The sequence below is a fragment of the Phreatobacter sp. genome, assembly GCF_030691135.1.
Classification (GTDB): domain Bacteria; phylum Pseudomonadota; class Alphaproteobacteria; order Rhizobiales; family Phreatobacteraceae; genus Phreatobacter.
Genome location: NZ_JAUYFA010000085.1, coordinates 142,057 through 157,012, shown reverse-complemented (window position 1 = coordinate 157,012; position 14,956 = coordinate 142,057). Strand labels below are relative to the sequence as shown.

The following is a 14,956-nucleotide window of genomic DNA, read 5'->3' as shown; positions in this document are numbered from 1 at the left end:
CGGAGGATCATCCCCTCTCCCCCCTGTCGTCGCGATCCCGAGGACGGCGGCAGGACGTATGGAAAAGGCGCAGCAGGGAACGCGATGACGGGGAGCGGAGTTCCGTGGCCGGGCCGAGAGGCTGGGCTCGCGCGTCGACAACCAGAACCGCAGGAGCGTCATGCCGAACCATCCGCCGACCCGGTCCATGGCCCATCCGAGGTGCCACGCCTGCCCGCTGCGGCAGAGGCGGGCCTTCCATCCGAAGAGCCGCGAGGAGGTCGACGTCGCCGCCGGTATGAAGATGGATCACCGGCGGATCCCGGCCGGCCAGAAGATCATCTTTCCCGGCCAGGATGACGCGGGACTCTTCACGCTTTACGACAGGGATTTCGCGCAGCGCCCGATCCTGTGACATGGTGGCAGGGGTCGGCGGCGGATAGCGGAAGCGCAATGCTCCGCGCAGCTCCGCCCGGGAACCTCGCAGGCCGCGGCGGCGTTCTGCAGCGGGGCCCTGGATTTCCGCCGCGGGTTCGTCGGGAGCAACGTCCAGCGCCTGACAGGGCAGGGAGACCGCGATGCATATCCGCTACGGCTACGATATCCAGATCCAGTGCGAGCAGGCTCTCCCGTCGATCCTCATGCTCGACATTCATCCCGACCGGCGCTCGGACATCACGCAACCCGATACCATGACCGTGACGGCATCGGCGGGCGGTGAACCCTGCCCGACCGAGACCTATGTCGATACCTTCGGGAACATCTGCCGCCGCGTCACGCTCCCGCCCGGAGGCGCGCGGATCGCCGCCGAAGGGGTGATCCACGATTCCGGTTTTCCGGACGCCGCCCCCATCGAGACGACCGTCGTCCCGCCCGAGGCGCTGCCGGCCGACACGCTCGGCTTCCTTCTCGGCAGCCGCTATTGCGAGACCGACCAGTTGGCCAGCATGGCCTGGCAGATGTTCGGTCATATCCCGCCGGGCGGCGCCCAGGTGCAGGCGATCTGCGACTTCGTCCACGGCCATCTCCGCTTCGACTACAAGTCGGCGCGGTCGACGCGCACGGCGGCGGAGGCCTTCAGCGAAGGCGTCGGTGTATGCCGAGACTATGCCCATCTCGCCACCACCCTGTGCCGCTGCATGAACATCCCGGCGCGCTACTGCACCGGCTACCTCGGCGATATCGGCGTGCCGACCGACCCGGAGCCGATGGATTTCAGCGCCTGGTTCGAGGTCTTCCTGGACGGCCGGTGGTATGCTTTCGACGCGCGGCACAATCGACCGCGGATCGGCCGGATCGTCATCGCGCGCGGACGCGATGCGACCGACGTGCCGTTCTTCCATTCGTTCGGCGCGCACCTGCTCGCCCATTTCTCGGTGGCCACCGAGGAGATCGGCGGCGACCGGTTTCCGCAGACCGCGGAGAACCGCCGCGACCACTGGGAGTCCATCGCGCGCATTCGTGGTGCCGGCTAATCGTCTTTCTCGAAGCGATTGCCGCGAAGTTTTTCAGGAACATTCCCGCCCGGGAACGGTTGATCGGACAACAGCATCGCCACCGCACCTTCGGGTTCTTCGCGGTGCTGGTCATCCCAAGGACCGCTCGAGGAGGCACCATCATGCTGAAGACCTATCTTGTGACCGCATCCATCGCGACCATGCTGGCGACGGGCGCCCTGGCCCAGACAGCCGCCCCCGCCCCGCAGATGCCGGCTGCCCCGGTCCAGACCCAGTCGACCATGCCGTCGAGCGCGCCGACCACCGCGCGCAGCGCCGCCGACCAGCTCACCACCAGCCGCATCGTCGGCGTCTCGATCTATGCGCCGAAGCCGGACCGCGCTCCCGCCACTACGGGATCGACAATCGTTCCCGGCACGATGACGGCCCCCGTCGCCGGACCGATGACGATCACCCCGGTGAGCGACGAGCAGTGGCGCGCGATGCGCGACCAGCACGACTCGATCGGCACCATCGGTGATCTCGTCGTGGGCGCCGACGGCCGGATATCCCATGCCGTTCTCGGCGTCGGAGGCTTCCTCGGCATCGGTGAGAAGGACGTCGCCCTGCCGCTCGCCCAGGTGCGCCTGATGCGCCAGTCGGACGGCACGTTGGTCGGCTTCATCACCAGCACCAAGCAGCAGCTGCAGGAGATGCAGACCTTCACGCCCGCCCGGAGCTGAAGCCACGTCCGATCGAGCCTTCCGGTTTGATCGCGGAGAGCCCCGTGCCGCAAGGCGCGGGGCTCTTGCGCATGGCGGGGCGGCCCCACGGGGCGCGCCCTACTGGCAGAGGCGACTCTCGCCGTCGCGGCCTCTCGGCTCGCGATCGAGATGGAGATGGCCGGCATGGGCCGCGTCCGAGCCAGGCCCCAGAACCGTGGTGAACCAGCCGCAGGCGGCCTTGCGCAGCGTCGCGACAAAGCGGCGGCCGTCCTCGCCGCCGGGCGTCTCGACCAGCTCCCGCCTGTCGCCCTCGAAGGCGAACCAGGCGATGTCGACGGCAAGCCCGGCGCCATGGGCGCTGACCCGTCCACCAGCAGTGCGGTTGCGTGCGCGGCACTCGAATCCGCCGCCGGTCCCGAAGGCGGTCAATGGCCGCCCGACGAGGCCCCGGGCCAGGGGCTGGGCGATGTCGCGGGTGAACTCTCCGAGCACCCTGGCGAAGGCGCAGGCGACCAGCGGCCGGTCGGGCCAGCGGATCTCGCCGCCGTCGACCCCGATCGCTTCGAGACGGACGGGCTCCGTGACGATACAGGCCGCCGCAGCGGCAGGCGCCGGCGCGCGCTCGAAACGGATGCCGAGCGCGGTGAGCCCGGCATAGCAGGTGCTTTCTGAAGGAGCAGGCGGCGCGTCAGCCGGCGCGCCGGCAGGCGGCTCGACGGCGAGATCTGGCGGCCGGGGCACAGGCAGTGGTGCCGACCGGGCTGGCACCGACTGGCGGATTTCGGCCGTGGCGCCGGGAACTGACAGCAGCCCAAGGCCCAAGAGCACCGAGGCGGCTCCGGCCACCACGCAAGAACGCCTCATCGGCTGGAGAGGGCGTGGGCGGCGCAGGCGATCGCCGCGAACATCAGGACATGAAGATTGGCGAAAAGATCGGCCATGAGGGGGCTCCGCGAGCGGGACAGGCCACCGGTCCGGGGCGGTCATGCCAATAACCTGCCGCGAGGCGGCCGGTTCCTTGTGGCCTGCCTCCCCGTTTGAACCTTTCACCGCGCGCGGCGTTCATCCCTCAGGACAACCCCCTTGGAGGAGACAAACCATGCAGGTCGACAGGCAGGTTCGAAACTTCCCGCTTCGCCTCGCCGGCGTCACCCTATTCGCCGCGACGGTCGCGCTGGGCGTCGCCGCGCTCGATACGCTCTCCGCTTCGCGCGACGAGAGCGGCCTGGCGCCGATCACGCTCGGCCATGTCCCGACGACGGCGGATATGGACTTCGCCCATCGCGCCTTCCGGACGTTCCGCGACACGCCGCCGGCACCGGCCTTCAACGCCGCGACCAGGCAGAACGACGACGCGACACGCATCTGACGGCCTGCCGGCGGACACTCTGCCGGGCATCGCGACCGGGCACCGACCGAGGCCCGGCATTCATTTTGACCCACCGAGGGGACGCCAAAAAAAACGACGGCCGCTGGGCCGTCGCCTTTTTTGCCGGTGCGCGAAGCGCCGTGTCAGTGACGGACGTAGGGAGCGTAATAGTCCATCGAGGGCGACTGGCTGCCGCCGTCCTGCTTCATGAGCTCGTCGAGGTCATAGGATGGTGCCTTTTCCAGAACCTCCCGGGACAGGCCGACGACATAGCCGCCGCGGTCGGAATTGTAGTCGAGCATCGACCAGGGCATGGCGTGGTAGCGCTCGCCGATGCCGAGGAAGCCGCCGAAGCCGAGGACGGCGAACATGACCTTGTCCGACATCTTGTCGAGGATGACGTCCTCGACATGGCCAATCTTCTCGCCCTGCTGATTGTAGACGTTGGTGCCGGTGACGCGTGAAGCGGCGATGGCGCGGGTATGGCCTGACGGGGTGGGCATGAAGAACTCCTTTTGTCGTCTGATACGGAACCAACGCGCGCCGCCGGCCTTCGTTCCCGGCACGGCGCTGCGGCACGGAGGCCATCACATCGACTTTGCCGGCTCACCTGCTCCACCCGCAAATGGATCGCGCGTCTCCTTGGCCTGGATCGCCGCGGCGATGATCCCCTGCAGCATGACAGGCTGGATGGGCTTGGGAAGGAATACGTGGTCGAGGCGGGCCAGGACGCTGTCGATGGAACTGTCCCCAGAAATGACGACGATGCGCAGCCCTCCTTCGGCGAAGACCGCCGCCAGGCGCGGCCCAGAGCGACCGTCGTCGAGGTGAAGGTCGACGAGCACGAGGTCGGGCGCGGTGAGGCCGGCTAAGTCATGCGCCTCGTCGAAGGAGGCGGCCGTCCCGCACGTGACGGCGCCGCATTCCACCACGATGGCCTCGAGTTCGAGGGCGAGGACCGGATCGTCCTCGCAGATCAGCACCCGCAGCGCCTCCATGGGGGCGATCGGCTGGCGGAGACGGCGGGCTGTGGTCACGAGGACTTTTCCTGCACTGGCGGGGCCGCCTGGAGGCTGGACGCGATGAATCATGGATCGGAAAGCTCACTGATGCACGGGCCAGCGGCAACGGCCGGCCGAGCCCGGACGCCGCTGGCGATGCGGACGGGCTGACGCAATTGGGGGCCGCGGGCGCGGCCCGGCCGGTCAGCTGGTCTTGCCCCATTGGCGACCGACAAGGGCACCGAGGGCGACAATGCCGGCAACCACGCCGGCGCCGATGGCCGGGTGGGCGACGATGGCCCGCACCGCCGGGGGCGCCATCACGGGCGCGATCACCAGAGCGGTGGAGGCCAGCGAACGCCGGCGGCGCGCCTGCCGGCGGATCAGTCCGGCGAAGAGCATGATGACGATCGCGAACAGGCAGAAGACGCCGGCGAGGCTCAGGCTCGCGATCGTGCCGCCATACCATTCCGCGAGGACGTTGTGACCGGCCGCGACGAGAAAGCCGAGGGCGCACAGGAGCGACAGCGCCGCCACCGCATAGATCACGGCGGTCACGACGCTCCGCTTCATGGCGCTGCCGAGCTCGGTCGCCGCGAGGAGTGTGAGCCCCCTCCACATGGCGTTCACCGCGACGACAGGAAGCCGAGGAAAAGACCGGCGGCTGCGGCGAGGCCGAGTGTCCGCAACGGGCGGGTCTGCATCTCGTCGCTGACGAACTGGCGGAGCCCGCTGGCGCGATCCTTGGCGGCATTGACCATCACGTCGGTGTCGATGCCGACGGTCTTCAGCCGGGCGCTCAGGTCCTGGGCGATCTCGGCAGCGGCATCGGCGGCGACGTCCCTGGCTGCCGAGGCCTTGCGGCCGACATCGGCCAGAGTGTCGGCGGCATCGGATGCGCCGTCACGGGCCATGCCGGCAACCGTGCCCGCTGTCTCCTTGATGGTGTCGAAGGTCGAATCGTTATCGGCTTGGGAACGCGACATGGGCCAACTCCTGAGGGTCAAGCGGTAAGGGAAGCCGGGGATTGCGGCTTCGTGCCGTCCTGCAGCGAAGAACGCGCCGGGTCGTCACCGGTTCCCGGTCCCCGACAGCTGGGCGGTGACCCAGGGCGGGCCGAGGACGAGGCCAGCCGTCACCGGCAGGGCGATCGGGCAGGCGGGGCAAAGGCCGCGGCCCGTGGGGAGGCGCCAAAAAACATCCGGGACGCCGGAACCAGGTCGTGCCGGCGACGTTGGTCCGGAGACATTGCGATGTTCACAGGCGGTCTGCGGCGACCGCCCAGTCCGCGTTCAGGAGATCCATCATGGGTTCGCTTCTTCATTGGGCCATCGTCTTCCTCGTCGTCGCGCTGGTCGCCGCTGCCCTCGGCTTCGGCGGCCTCGCCGGGACCGCCATGAGCGGCGCCCAGTTGCTCTTCTGGGTCGCGATCGTTCTCTTCGTCGTCTCGGTGGTCGCCGGCCTGATCCGGCGGGCCTGATCTCTGCCGCGCGAGAAAGCCTGCCGACCCCGCGCCTCGCGGAGGCCTTGCCCCCGCGGACACACGGCCGCGTGTCCTACGTCCTTTGACACCATCGAACCGCATCTCGCTGCCATGGGAATCGGTTGGACAAGCGCCACTGGGGGAGCCTCATGACCGATCGGCAATGGCACGTGAGTCATTCATGGGGCGTCGGGCTCTTCGCGCTGGCGCACGTCCTGCGCTTCCTGACCGAACTGCAGGTGGCCTGCTCGAGGCGAGGGCTGAAGGCCGTGCATCCGACATGACGGACGACAAGAGCTTGACAGGGCGGCTGGCGAACCGGGGCGGCGAGATCGCCGGCGCGTCGGCATGCTCGACCGCACCCTGCCCCCATCTCGGCCATCTCGACCAGGTGAGGCTGGCCGGCCAACCAGTCACGCTCGGTGCCTCGTCTGCCACGAGCCCGGCGCTGGTCTTCCACGAACTGGCCAACAGTGCCGTCAAATATGGAGCGCTGGCCGAGGAGGGCGGCGACCTGGACATCGCATGGACCGCGGCGGCGACCGAGTTGACGCTCACCTGGAGCAAGCACAGGAGGACGGCGTCCGCCCAGACACTCCTGCGGTGACGCCACTGGCCTGTGGCCCTCCGTTTGGCCTTCGCAAACGAGAAGGCCCGGGACTTTGCCCGGGCCTTGCCATTCGGTCGGGCCTGCGCCGCGAAGGGCGCCGCCGTTCAGCCACCCCAGAAGATGGCCAGCAGAATGATGATCGGCAAGGGAATGCCGACGAGCCACAAAAGAGCGCCGCGTCCAAGTCCCATGGTTTCATCTCCCTTTTTTGCGTCCTCGGGCTGACAACGCAGGGATTCGGGAGAAGGTTCCTGACGGAGTTCAGCTCCGGACGGCGACAGCCTCGCGGCCGTCATGGGATGCGACGGTGACGGGAACGATCCTGCCGGGCTCGACGGCAGCGCTGAGACGCACCGGGGTGAAGTGCTCGGTACGGCCCATGTCGCGCGTTTCGGCCAGCACCTGGAAGCTGCGACCGACCATGCCGTCGAGATGGGCGACGAGCGCCGCCTGGCCTTTTTCACGCAGGCGGCGGGCGCGTTCCTTCACCACGTCGCGAGCGACCTGCGGCATGCGGGCGGCGGGGGTGCCCGGCCGGGGGGAATAGGGAAAGACGTGGAGATGCGTCAGGCCGCAATCCTCGACGATGGCGAGCGAGCGGGAGAACATCTCCTCGGTCTCGGTCGGGAAGCCGGCGATGATGTCGGCACCGAAGACCATATCGGGCCGCAGGCGGCGGACCTCCTGGCAGAAACGGACGGCATCGTCGCGCAGATGGCGGCGCTTCATGCGCTTCAGCACCATGTCGTCGCCGGCCTGCAGCGACAGATGCAGATGCGGCATGAAACGCACCTCGCCGCCGATGACGTCGAGCAGGTCTGGATCGGCCTCGACGGAATCGATGGAAGAGATGCGCAGGCGCTCGAGATCGGGAACGTGGCGGAGGATCGCCTTGACCAGCGCGCCGAGCCTGGGCTCGCCGGGCAGGCCCTGGCCGTAGCTGGTGATGTCGACGCCGGTCAGTACCACCTCCCGGTAGCCGTTCTCGACCAGCCTGCGGACCTGTTCCACCACCTCGCCCATCGGCACGGAACGGCTGTTCCCGCGCCCGAACGGGATGATGCAGAAGGTACAGCGATGGTCGCAGCCGTTCTGCACCTGGACGAAGGCGCGCGAGCGGCCAGTGAGGCCGTCGATCAGGTGCAGTGCCTGTTCGCGCACCGCCATGATGTCGTTGACCGCCACCTTTTCGCTGGCAGCGATGCCGAAATCGGGCCCGCGCGCGAGGGCTGTCCGCGTCTCGCCCCAGGCCTCGGCCTTCATCTTCTCGTCATTGCCGATGACGCGGTCGACCTCCGCCATGGCAGCGAAGACCTCGGGCTCGGTCTGCGCGGCGCAGCCGGTGACGACGATGCGGGCGCCGGGGTTGTCGCGCTTCAGGCGGCGGATGGCCTGGCGCGCCTGGCGCGTCGCCTCAGCAGTGACCGCGCAGGTGTTGACGACGATGGCTTCGGTCAGCCCGGCCTCGGCAGCGAGCCGCTGCATGACCTCGGATTCCGACGTGTTGAGCCGGCAACCGAAAGTGACGACCTCGACGGAGGGGCGGCCTGAATCCATGGCGTCAGGCCGCCGCGGAGAAGAGCGCGGGCGCGAACTGGCCCTGGTGCTCGAGTTCGGTCGGGCCGGTCATGACGACGTGATTGTCCTCGCGCCATTCGACGAAGAGATCGCCTCCTGGCAGGGAGACCGTCGCCGCCCGATCCGTGCGCCTGGTGCGGACCGCCGCGACGAGAGCGGCGCAGGCCGCCGAACCGCAGGCGCGGGTGATGCCGACGCCGCGTTCCCAGACCCAGAGCACGATATGGTCGCGGGCCTTCACCGCGGCGAGCGAGATGTTCGCCCGCTCGGGAAAGATGGGGTGGTTCTCGAGCATCGGCCCGATCTTCGGCAGGTCGAAGGCATGGGGATCGCCGACCCAGAAGATCGCATGGGGATTGCCCATCGAGACCACCGAGGGCGAATGCAGCAGGGGCGCATCGATGGGGCCGATCTGCAACTCGATGGCGCGGGTGTCGCCGAATTCCTCCGCCAGCGGGATGTCCTGCCAGCCGAACTTCGGCTCGCCCATATCGACCGAGAAGGCATGGGGGCCGACGCGCCGGCAGGCGAGGAGGCCGGCGACCGTCTCCACCATGAACCGGTCGCTGCCGTCCTCCTCCGCCAGAACCCAGGCGACGCAGCGCGTGCCGTTGCCGCAGGCGCCCGCCTCGCTGCCGTCGGTGTTGTAGATGCGGATGTAGCAGCGCGTGCCGGGGGTGCGGGCCCGGTGCAGGACCATCATCTGGTCGAAGCGCGAGCGCTCGTCGGCCGCGATCGCCCGCGCCTCGGCGGCGGTGACGACATGGCCGGAGCTGCGCAGATCGACGACGACGATCTCGTTGCCGGCGCCGTTCATTTTCCAGAACGGATGGTTGGCGAGCGGGCTCATGCTCGGGACCCGTGATGCAGCGTGGGAGTTGCTGTGTGAATGTGATGGCGCGGACACAATACGCGGTCTCTATATAGGTTATCCTAGCCATGTCCAAAATCGGCGGACGGCTTGGGTCCGGGCAGGCGACGGGCACCAGAGGATTGACATGACGCGACGGGGTGCCGGATACGGTCTCAGCACGACGATCCTCGCCGGGCTGATGGCGCTCGGCGCCGGGATCGGCGGAGAGGCGGCGGCCCAGACGCCGCCCCCTCCCCCCTCGGCCGAGGCGCCTGCCGCGCCGCCGGTTGCTCCCGTCCCTGCGCCGGTCGCACCGACCGCGACCTCGCCCGTCGCGCCGCCGGCTGCCGCCAGCGTCCTGCCTCCCGACGAGGCGATCCAGTCGGCGGGGTTCGGAGACGAGGTGACGCTCGCGGCCCGGCCGGCGCTGGTCCTGACCGGCAAGACCTCCTGGGACGACCTCTACGGGACGTTCCGCAAGGCCATCGCCGACCTCAAGGTCATCGCCGCCCGCGAGGGTGCGGTGATCTCCGGACCACCGATGATCCGCTTCGTCTCCTCCTCCGACGACGCCGTCGACTATGAGGCGATCCTGCCGGTGCGCGAGGTGGCGAAGCCGGCCGCCGCCTATGCGCCCGCCGGGCCCGGGCAGACGCCGGCCGGCAGGGCGGTCCGTTTCGTCCATCGCGGCGGCTACGACACGATGGAACAGACCTACGACGAGATCACGAACCATCTGGACGTCCAGTCCATCACGGCCGAAGACGCCTTCGTCGAGGAATATGTCCGCGATCCCGACCAGACGCCGGAAACGGACATGGCGACGTTCATCTATGTTTTCCCGAAGACCAATTGACGCCGCTGCCGACAGGGGCGCGGGCGTCTGAGGAATGCGCACAGTCGGCTTGCGCCCCTGCAACGTCTTTGCCGTGGCGCAAGCGCCGGTACTCCCTATCTTGCCGTCAACGGGACGCGACGGGCGTCCGACGGGAGGCTTCCATGTCCTTCGACGGCAACCATTCCTTCGGCGGCAACAGATCCACCGACGGCATCCATCATGTCACCGCCATTTCCGGTCCGGCCCGCCGCAACCTCGCCTTCTACAGCGGCGTGCTCGGCCTGCGGCTGGTGAAGAAGACCGTCAATTTCGACGATCCCGGCACCTATCACCTCTATTTCGGCGACGGGGCCGGAACGCCCGGCACCATCCTGACCTTCTTCCCCTGGGAGCAGGCGGCACCCGGCAGGCTCGGCGTCGGCCAGACGCAGGAGACGGCGTTCCGCGTGCCCGAGGGCTCGCTCGGCTGGTGGACGCACCGCTTCGTCGACAAGGGCGTGCCGCACGAGACGATCGAGAAGCGCTTCGGGGAATCGGTCCTCGCCTTCCGCGACCCCGACGGCATGCGGCTGGCGCTGGCCGGAGTGCGCGGCCTCGAGGCGGAACCCGCCTGGGAGGGCGGTGACGTGCCTGCGGCCCATGCGATCCGGGGCTTCCACGGCGTCTCCCTGCTCATCGACAAGGGCGAGGCGACAGGCGCCATCCTCACCGATGTCTTCGGCTTCGAGCGGGTCGCCGCGGAAGGCTCGGTGACGCGCTATGCGGTGCGCGGCAACCCCCTCGGCGGCATCATCGACATCCGGGTGGCCGGCGGGTTCCTGAAGGGCCGCGAGGGTGCCGGCTCGGTGCACCACGTCGCCTTCCGGGCTGCCGACGATGCGGCCCAGCAGGCCATGGTGGAGCGTCTCACCACGCAGCACGGCCAGCGCTTGACGGAACAGCGCGACCGCAACTATTTCCGCTCGGTCTATTTCCGCGAACCGGGCGGCGTGCTGTTCGAGATCGCCACCGACGCCCCCGGCTTCGCCGTGGACGAGCCGACGGAGAGGCTGGGCGAAGAACTGAAGCTGCCGGCCGGCCTCGAACCGATGCGCGCCCGCATCGAGGCCGTCCTGCCGGATCTCGGCTGACGGGTCCCGACAATGCCGCTGAGCCGCAGGGCGCGGCGGCCGGCCAGAGGAGGGTGTTCCATGACGACCATGACTGAAACCGCCGGCGGCTTCGTGCATCGCTTCGTGCCCGGCGCCGGCGATTGCGGCCGGACGCTGCTGCTGCTGCACGGCACCGGCGGCGACGAGACCGATCTGCTGCCGCTCGGTCAGATGCTCGCGCCAGGGGCGGCGCTGCTGTCGCCGCGCGGCAAAGTCCTGGAGAACGGGATGCCGCGTTTCTTCCGTCGCCTGGCGGAAGGCGTCTTCGACCACGAGGACGTGGTGCGGCGTGCCCATGAGCTCGCCGATTTCGTCACGGCCGCCGTCGCCCGCCATGGTCTCGCGGCGCCGGTGGCCGTCGGCTTCTCGAACGGGGCCAATATCGCTGCGGCGATGATGCTGCTCCGCCCCGACGTGCTGGGCGGCGCCGTGCTGATCCGGGCCATGGTGCCGCTGCCGCAACCGCCGCAGGCGGACCTCGCGGGCAAGCCGGTGCTGATCCTGTCCGGCGGCATGGATCCGATCGTCCCGGAAGAGGACGCGACGCGGCTCGCCGCCCAGTTGACGGCCGCCGGCGCCGAGGTCGAGCATGAGATCCTGCCGGCCGGCCATGGGCTGACCCAGGCGGATGTCACCCTGGCGCGGCGCTGGCTCGCCGGCCTCGACCGGACCGGCCAGGACGAAGGCCGGCCGCGCTGAGGGGCCGGTGCGCCCGGACGGGCCGTCAGCGCTTGACGATGACCGTCGTGCCGACGCCGACGCGGTTCATCAGGTCGACGACATCCTCGTTGAGCATGCGGAAGCAGCCGAAGGAGGCCGCGGTACCCACCGAGCGACGCATGCCCGCCGTGGTGCCGTGGATGGCATATTCGCCGCCGGCGAGCGTCAGGGCACCTTCGCCCATCGGGTTGTTGGGAGCACCGCCCGGAATGACGTCCGGCAGGTTCGGGTTGGCGCGCCTGACCACGGCCGGCGGCGACCAGGCCGGGCGCACGTGACGACCATTGACGACGGTCCGGCCCTCCCACTGCTCCGACGAGCGGCCGACGGCGACGCGGTAGCGGATGGCGACGCCGTTCTCCTTGACGAGGTAGAGCCGGCGTTCGGAATTACGGATGACGATCGTGCCGGGCTCGGCCTGGAAGTTCAGGCGGACGATCTCGCGCGCCTCGGCACGCTCCGGTGCCGAAATACCGGCACCCACACAAGCAACGAAGGCCGCGGCCACCAGTGGCCGCGTCAGACGACTTCCCATGACCCTCTCCCATACCGCCCTTACCATCCGGCGGTCACGCGCCGAGAAAGCGGGGCGATCAGTTTCTCTTCGGTTGTCGAAAGAAGAAAAATCGGGGCCAGAGTCAATGACTGGTTGCTTTGTGGCGGCGACGTGACGGCACCGTGTTGCCGCCCCGCAACGCCGGGGAAGCGGCAGGGCGTCAATGCTCATAAACCATTCACCACGCCAAGAATTCACCTCCCCTCAACCATGTCGGTCAACCCGGTGCTCTCGGTCCGTCGGTGACACTGCTCGCCGTCGAGCGGGAGGACGCGGGTGCGCACCACGGTGGGAGAGGCTGTCAGGCTGCCGGACAGGCGGACAACGCCCGCGCTGCTGGCTCTCTGCGCCTTCGCCGTCATGGCGAGCCTGCCCGTGGTGCTGCTGTGGGGCTTCGCCGGCGGATCGTCGGCGCTCACCGAGCCCATCCGTCCGTCGATCGCCGCCGAAGACGCGACCGACCTGCAGCCGGTCTGGCGGGCGGTCACCGCGCGCCATGCCGGCTTCGACGTCGACGCCCCGCGCTGGCGGCCTCTCGGCCAGGAGGTGTCCCTGTTCCGGCGCTCCGACGGGCTCGCCCGCGAAGTCTTCCGCTTCGGCCTCGCCGAGGATTCCCGCCGCCACGCGGCGCTGGTGATCGACCGCAGCGACATCCCCGCCGCGACACCGGCAGCCGATCTCGGCGCGGTGCTCGCCGAACTCGGCCTGTCGGCGACGCTCAACGCCAATCCCCTGCCGCTGGCGACCAAGTTCGGACCGATGGCCACCGCCGACATGACGCTGGAGAGCGAGGAGAGCAGCAAGTCCTGTCTCGCCTTCGCCCTGCGCGACGGCGACGCGGGAATCCGGTTGTCGGGCTGGGTCTGCAACGGCGGCCCGGAAATCGTCAGCCGCCAGGATGCCTCCTGCTTCGTCGACAGGCTCTTCACCGTCGGCGTCCGCGACGCCGCCATCGCCGCCCTGTTCGCCCGGGCGGAACTGGCACGCCTTCCCTGCCCCGCCGCGACGACGCCCGCCGCCAGCCCGGTAGTCTCCGACCGCGGCGGCCGGCCGATGCCGCTCCGCCTCAACCGCCTCTGAACCGGCGCGTGCCGGTCCTGCGCCGGATCTTTACCTCCGGTTAACCATGTTTCGGCACTGTCCCCGCCAGAACGGACGGGGAGGCAGGGATGGCCATCGGTCAGATCGGAACGGGCGGAATCGGCCAGGCGGGCGACCGCGCTGCGGGCGGCCAGTCCTCCGCCAGCGCCGTGCGGCCCGCCGATTCCGCGCCGCGGACGCCGACGGCGAACGTCACGGTGACACTGACGCCGGAAGCCCGCCAGCACCTCTCGCGCCTCGAGGGCTTCGCGGCCACGATCGGCACGTCGAAACAGCCCAAGCAGATGACCAAGCCCGGGATCAACGTCGACTTCCGTACCTGAGGCCCGGCGCGGAAAAGACCTTCCCCGCGCCGCTGGATGGCCGTCAGCCCGCGAGGTGCTGCAGTTCCTTGATGATGGCGTCGCCCATGCCGACGGTGCCGACCACATGGGTGTTGTCCGATCGGATATCCGCCGTGCGCAGCCCCGAGGCGAGAACGTTGGTGACCGCCTTGTCGAGCATGTCGGCGGCCTCGATCGCCTTGAACGAATAGCGCAGCGCCATCGAGAAGGACGAGATCGTCGCGATCGGATTGGCCGCGCCGGTGCCGGCGATGTCCGGGGCCGAGCCGTGGACCGGCTCATAGAGCGCCTTGCGCTTGCCGGTGACCGTGTCCTCGGCGCCGAGCGAGGCGGAGGGCAGCATGCCGAGCGAACCGGTCAGCATGGCGGCGACGTCGGACAGGATGTCGCCGAAGAGATTGTCGCAGACGATGACGTCATACTGCTTGGGCCAGCGCACCAGCTGCATGGCGCAGTTGTCGGCGAGCACGTGCTCGAGGTCGACATCCCCGAACTCGGCCTTGTGGACCCGCGTCACCACCTGCTTCCACAGCACGCCGGTCTTCATGACATTGTGCTTCTCGGCGGAGGAGACCTTGTTGCGACGGGTCCGGGCGAGTTCGAAGGCGACGCGGGTAATGCGCTCGATCTCGTGGGTCGTGTAGACCTGCGTATCGACGCCGCGCTGCTGGCCGTCCTCCAGCGTCACGATCTCCTTCGGCTCGCCGAAATAGACGCCGCCGGTCAACTCGCGGACGATGAGGATGTCGAGCCCCTCCACCACCTCCGGCTTCAGCGAGGAGGCCGCCGCCAGCGCCGGGAAACAGATCGCCGGCCTGAGGTTGGCGAAGAGGCCGAGATCCTTGCGCAGGCGCAGCAGACCGGCCTCGGGGCGCCTGGAATAGGGAACGTCGGCCCATTTGGGACCACCGACTGCGCCGAAGAGCACGGCATCGGCCGCCTGGGCGAGCGCCATGTCGCCGTTGGAGATTGCCTCGCCGTGGGCGTCATAGGCGCTGCCGCCGACCAGCCCGCGCTCCGTCTCGAAACCGGCGACGCCCTGCCTGCCGAACCAGGAGACGACCTTCTCGACCTCGGCCATGACCTCGGGGCCGATGCCGTCACCGGGCAGGATGAGAAGCTTGTGCGTCGCCATGGTCGTGTGTCCCCGTTCTGAGCGTCGGCGCGCTCTAGCGTCCCCGCCGCCTCAGGGCAAGGTCTGCGAACGCATGA

Annotated in this window: 20 protein-coding genes; 11 read left to right on the top strand and 9 right to left on the bottom strand. The window is 69.1% G+C overall.

Translation table 11 applies throughout. The annotated features are described in order from the left end of the window. Window positions 1-187 precede the first annotated feature (187 nt). The 3 genes from Q8O26_RS16090 to Q8O26_RS16080 all read left to right on the top strand — a co-directional run bounded on the left by Q8O26_RS16090 (window position 188) and on the right by Q8O26_RS16080 (window position 2,158). Window positions 188-394: a hypothetical protein gene (locus Q8O26_RS16090; protein ID WP_305577366.1), complete on the top strand. Its 207-nt coding sequence runs from the start codon at window positions 188-190 to the stop codon at window positions 392-394. Between the two features lie 163 nt (window positions 395-557). After that, window positions 558-1,454, top strand: coding sequence for a transglutaminase family protein (locus Q8O26_RS16085; RefSeq protein ID WP_305577364.1), 897 nt, complete (start codon window positions 558-560; stop codon window positions 1,452-1,454). A 143-nt stretch (window positions 1,455-1,597) separates the two neighbouring features. Continuing rightward, a complete protein-coding gene (locus Q8O26_RS16080; RefSeq protein WP_305577362.1) occupies window positions 1,598-2,158 on the top strand; it encodes a PRC-barrel domain-containing protein in 561 nt (186 codons plus the stop codon). 99 nt (window positions 2,159-2,257) lie between these two features. Here the strand turns inward: Q8O26_RS16080 and Q8O26_RS16075 are convergent, their stop codons facing one another. Beyond that, window positions 2,258-2,968, bottom strand: coding sequence for an extensin family protein (locus Q8O26_RS16075; RefSeq protein WP_305577360.1), 711 nt, complete (start codon window positions 2,966-2,968; stop codon window positions 2,258-2,260). A gap of 271 nt (window positions 2,969-3,239) precedes the next feature. Between Q8O26_RS16075 and Q8O26_RS16070 the strand changes: the two genes are divergently transcribed. After that, the gene (locus tag Q8O26_RS16070; RefSeq protein ID WP_305577358.1) at window positions 3,240-3,509 is read left to right on the top strand and encodes a hypothetical protein; all 270 of its coding nucleotides are present in this window, start codon (window positions 3,240-3,242) and stop codon (window positions 3,507-3,509) included. Between the two features lie 143 nt (window positions 3,510-3,652). Here Q8O26_RS16070 and Q8O26_RS16065 read toward each other — a convergent pair whose 3' ends face one another. From Q8O26_RS16065 to Q8O26_RS16050, 4 genes are all read right to left on the bottom strand, one after another. Further along, window positions 3,653-4,012: a PRC-barrel domain-containing protein gene (locus tag Q8O26_RS16065; RefSeq protein WP_305577356.1), complete on the bottom strand. Its 360-nt coding sequence runs from the start codon at window positions 4,010-4,012 to the stop codon at window positions 3,653-3,655. Window positions 4,013-4,096: 84 nt separating this feature from the next. Then, window positions 4,097-4,546, bottom strand: a complete 450-nt coding sequence (locus Q8O26_RS16060; protein ID WP_305577354.1) for a response regulator — start codon at window positions 4,544-4,546, stop codon at window positions 4,097-4,099. 168 nt (window positions 4,547-4,714) lie between these two features. Continuing rightward, window positions 4,715-5,131: a hypothetical protein gene (locus Q8O26_RS16055; protein WP_305577352.1), complete on the bottom strand. Its 417-nt coding sequence runs from the start codon at window positions 5,129-5,131 to the stop codon at window positions 4,715-4,717. A gap of 5 nt (window positions 5,132-5,136) precedes the next feature. Beyond that, the gene (locus Q8O26_RS16050) at window positions 5,137-5,496 is read right to left on the bottom strand and encodes a hypothetical protein (protein ID WP_305577350.1); all 360 of its coding nucleotides are present in this window, start codon (window positions 5,494-5,496) and stop codon (window positions 5,137-5,139) included. 320 nt (window positions 5,497-5,816) lie between these two features. On the opposite strand from Q8O26_RS16050, the gene Q8O26_RS16045 reads away from it, so the two are divergent. Continuing rightward, the gene (locus Q8O26_RS16045) at window positions 5,817-5,990 is read left to right on the top strand and encodes a DUF1328 domain-containing protein (protein ID WP_305577348.1); all 174 of its coding nucleotides are present in this window, start codon (window positions 5,817-5,819) and stop codon (window positions 5,988-5,990) included. Between the two features lie 283 nt (window positions 5,991-6,273). Beyond that, a complete protein-coding gene (locus Q8O26_RS16040) occupies window positions 6,274-6,600 on the top strand; it encodes a hypothetical protein (RefSeq protein ID WP_305577346.1) in 327 nt (108 codons plus the stop codon). Between the two features lie 264 nt (window positions 6,601-6,864). On the opposite strand, the gene mtaB is transcribed toward Q8O26_RS16040, so the two are convergent. Beyond that, a complete protein-coding gene (gene mtaB, locus Q8O26_RS16035) occupies window positions 6,865-8,160 on the bottom strand; it encodes a tRNA (N(6)-L-threonylcarbamoyladenosine(37)-C(2))-methylthiotransferase MtaB (protein ID WP_305577344.1) in 1,296 nt (431 codons plus the stop codon). Window positions 8,161-8,164: 4 nt separating this feature from the next. After that, window positions 8,165-9,031 carry a diaminopimelate epimerase gene (gene dapF, locus Q8O26_RS16030; RefSeq protein WP_305577342.1) on the bottom strand — a complete coding sequence of 289 codons (867 nt, stop codon included), beginning with the start codon at window positions 9,029-9,031 and terminating at the stop codon, window positions 8,165-8,167. A 148-nt stretch (window positions 9,032-9,179) separates the two neighbouring features. On the opposite strand from dapF, the gene Q8O26_RS16025 reads away from it, so the two are divergent. The 3 genes from Q8O26_RS16025 to Q8O26_RS16015 all read left to right on the top strand — a co-directional run bounded on the left by Q8O26_RS16025 (window position 9,180) and on the right by Q8O26_RS16015 (window position 11,722). Then, window positions 9,180-9,890 carry a GyrI-like domain-containing protein gene (locus Q8O26_RS16025; protein WP_305577340.1) on the top strand — a complete coding sequence of 237 codons (711 nt, stop codon included), beginning with the start codon at window positions 9,180-9,182 and terminating at the stop codon, window positions 9,888-9,890. Window positions 9,891-10,033: 143 nt separating this feature from the next. Continuing rightward, on the top strand, window positions 10,034-11,002 hold the full coding sequence (locus Q8O26_RS16020) for a ring-cleaving dioxygenase (RefSeq protein WP_305577338.1): 969 nt from the start codon (window positions 10,034-10,036) through the stop codon (window positions 11,000-11,002). A gap of 69 nt (window positions 11,003-11,071) precedes the next feature. Beyond that, window positions 11,072-11,722: an alpha/beta hydrolase gene (locus tag Q8O26_RS16015; protein WP_305577458.1), complete on the top strand. Its 651-nt coding sequence runs from the start codon at window positions 11,072-11,074 to the stop codon at window positions 11,720-11,722. Window positions 11,723-11,747: 25 nt separating this feature from the next. Here the strand turns inward: Q8O26_RS16015 and Q8O26_RS16010 are convergent, their stop codons facing one another. Next, window positions 11,748-12,278: a L,D-transpeptidase gene (locus Q8O26_RS16010; protein ID WP_305577336.1), complete on the bottom strand. Its 531-nt coding sequence runs from the start codon at window positions 12,276-12,278 to the stop codon at window positions 11,748-11,750. Between the two features lie 297 nt (window positions 12,279-12,575). Here Q8O26_RS16010 and Q8O26_RS16005 point away from each other — a divergent pair, with 297 nt between their 5' ends. Together Q8O26_RS16005 and Q8O26_RS16000 are read left to right on the top strand one after the other, a co-directional pair. Then, on the top strand, window positions 12,576-13,379 hold the full coding sequence (locus Q8O26_RS16005) for a hypothetical protein (protein ID WP_305577334.1): 804 nt from the start codon (window positions 12,576-12,578) through the stop codon (window positions 13,377-13,379). Window positions 13,380-13,468: 89 nt separating this feature from the next. Further along, the gene (locus tag Q8O26_RS16000; protein ID WP_305577332.1) at window positions 13,469-13,723 is read left to right on the top strand and encodes a hypothetical protein; all 255 of its coding nucleotides are present in this window, start codon (window positions 13,469-13,471) and stop codon (window positions 13,721-13,723) included. 43 nt (window positions 13,724-13,766) lie between these two features. Here the strand turns inward: Q8O26_RS16000 and leuB are convergent, their stop codons facing one another. Next, the gene (gene leuB / locus Q8O26_RS15995) at window positions 13,767-14,879 is read right to left on the bottom strand and encodes a 3-isopropylmalate dehydrogenase (protein WP_305577330.1); all 1,113 of its coding nucleotides are present in this window, start codon (window positions 14,877-14,879) and stop codon (window positions 13,767-13,769) included. Window positions 14,880-14,956: the final 77 nt, after the last annotated feature.

Excerpts from the sequence above, each read along its gene's own strand:
- Q8O26_RS16055 (WP_305577352.1), bottom strand. The coding sequence starts at position 5,131 with ATGTGGAGGGGGCTCACACTCCTCGCGGCGACCGAGCTCGGCAGCGCC.
- Q8O26_RS16020 (WP_305577338.1), top strand. The coding sequence starts at position 10,034 with ATGTCCTTCGACGGCAACCATTCCTTCGGCGGCAACAGATCCACCGAC.
- Q8O26_RS16090 (WP_305577366.1), top strand. The coding sequence starts at position 188 with ATGGCCCATCCGAGGTGCCACGCCTGCCCGCTGCGGCAGAGGCGGGCC.
- Q8O26_RS16045 (WP_305577348.1), top strand. The coding sequence starts at position 5,817 with ATGGGTTCGCTTCTTCATTGGGCCATCGTCTTCCTCGTCGTCGCGCTG.
- Q8O26_RS16080 (WP_305577362.1), top strand. The coding sequence starts at position 1,598 with ATGCTGAAGACCTATCTTGTGACCGCATCCATCGCGACCATGCTGGCG.
- Q8O26_RS16040 (WP_305577346.1), top strand. The coding sequence starts at position 6,274 with ATGACGGACGACAAGAGCTTGACAGGGCGGCTGGCGAACCGGGGCGGC.
- Q8O26_RS16085 (WP_305577364.1), top strand. The coding sequence starts at position 558 with ATGCATATCCGCTACGGCTACGATATCCAGATCCAGTGCGAGCAGGCT.
- leuB (WP_305577330.1), bottom strand. The coding sequence starts at position 14,879 with ATGGCGACGCACAAGCTTCTCATCCTGCCCGGTGACGGCATCGGCCCC.
- Q8O26_RS16050 (WP_305577350.1), bottom strand. The coding sequence starts at position 5,496 with ATGTCGCGTTCCCAAGCCGATAACGATTCGACCTTCGACACCATCAAG.
- Q8O26_RS16065 (WP_305577356.1), bottom strand. The coding sequence starts at position 4,012 with ATGCCCACCCCGTCAGGCCATACCCGCGCCATCGCCGCTTCACGCGTC.
- Q8O26_RS16010 (WP_305577336.1), bottom strand. The coding sequence starts at position 12,278 with ATGGGAAGTCGTCTGACGCGGCCACTGGTGGCCGCGGCCTTCGTTGCT.
- mtaB (WP_305577344.1), bottom strand. The coding sequence starts at position 8,160 with ATGGATTCAGGCCGCCCCTCCGTCGAGGTCGTCACTTTCGGTTGCCGG.
- Q8O26_RS16015 (WP_305577458.1), top strand. The coding sequence starts at position 11,072 with ATGACTGAAACCGCCGGCGGCTTCGTGCATCGCTTCGTGCCCGGCGCC.
- Q8O26_RS16070 (WP_305577358.1), top strand. The coding sequence starts at position 3,240 with ATGCAGGTCGACAGGCAGGTTCGAAACTTCCCGCTTCGCCTCGCCGGC.
- Q8O26_RS16025 (WP_305577340.1), top strand. The coding sequence starts at position 9,180 with ATGACGCGACGGGGTGCCGGATACGGTCTCAGCACGACGATCCTCGCC.
- dapF (WP_305577342.1), bottom strand. The coding sequence starts at position 9,031 with ATGAGCCCGCTCGCCAACCATCCGTTCTGGAAAATGAACGGCGCCGGC.
- Q8O26_RS16000 (WP_305577332.1), top strand. The coding sequence starts at position 13,469 with ATGGCCATCGGTCAGATCGGAACGGGCGGAATCGGCCAGGCGGGCGAC.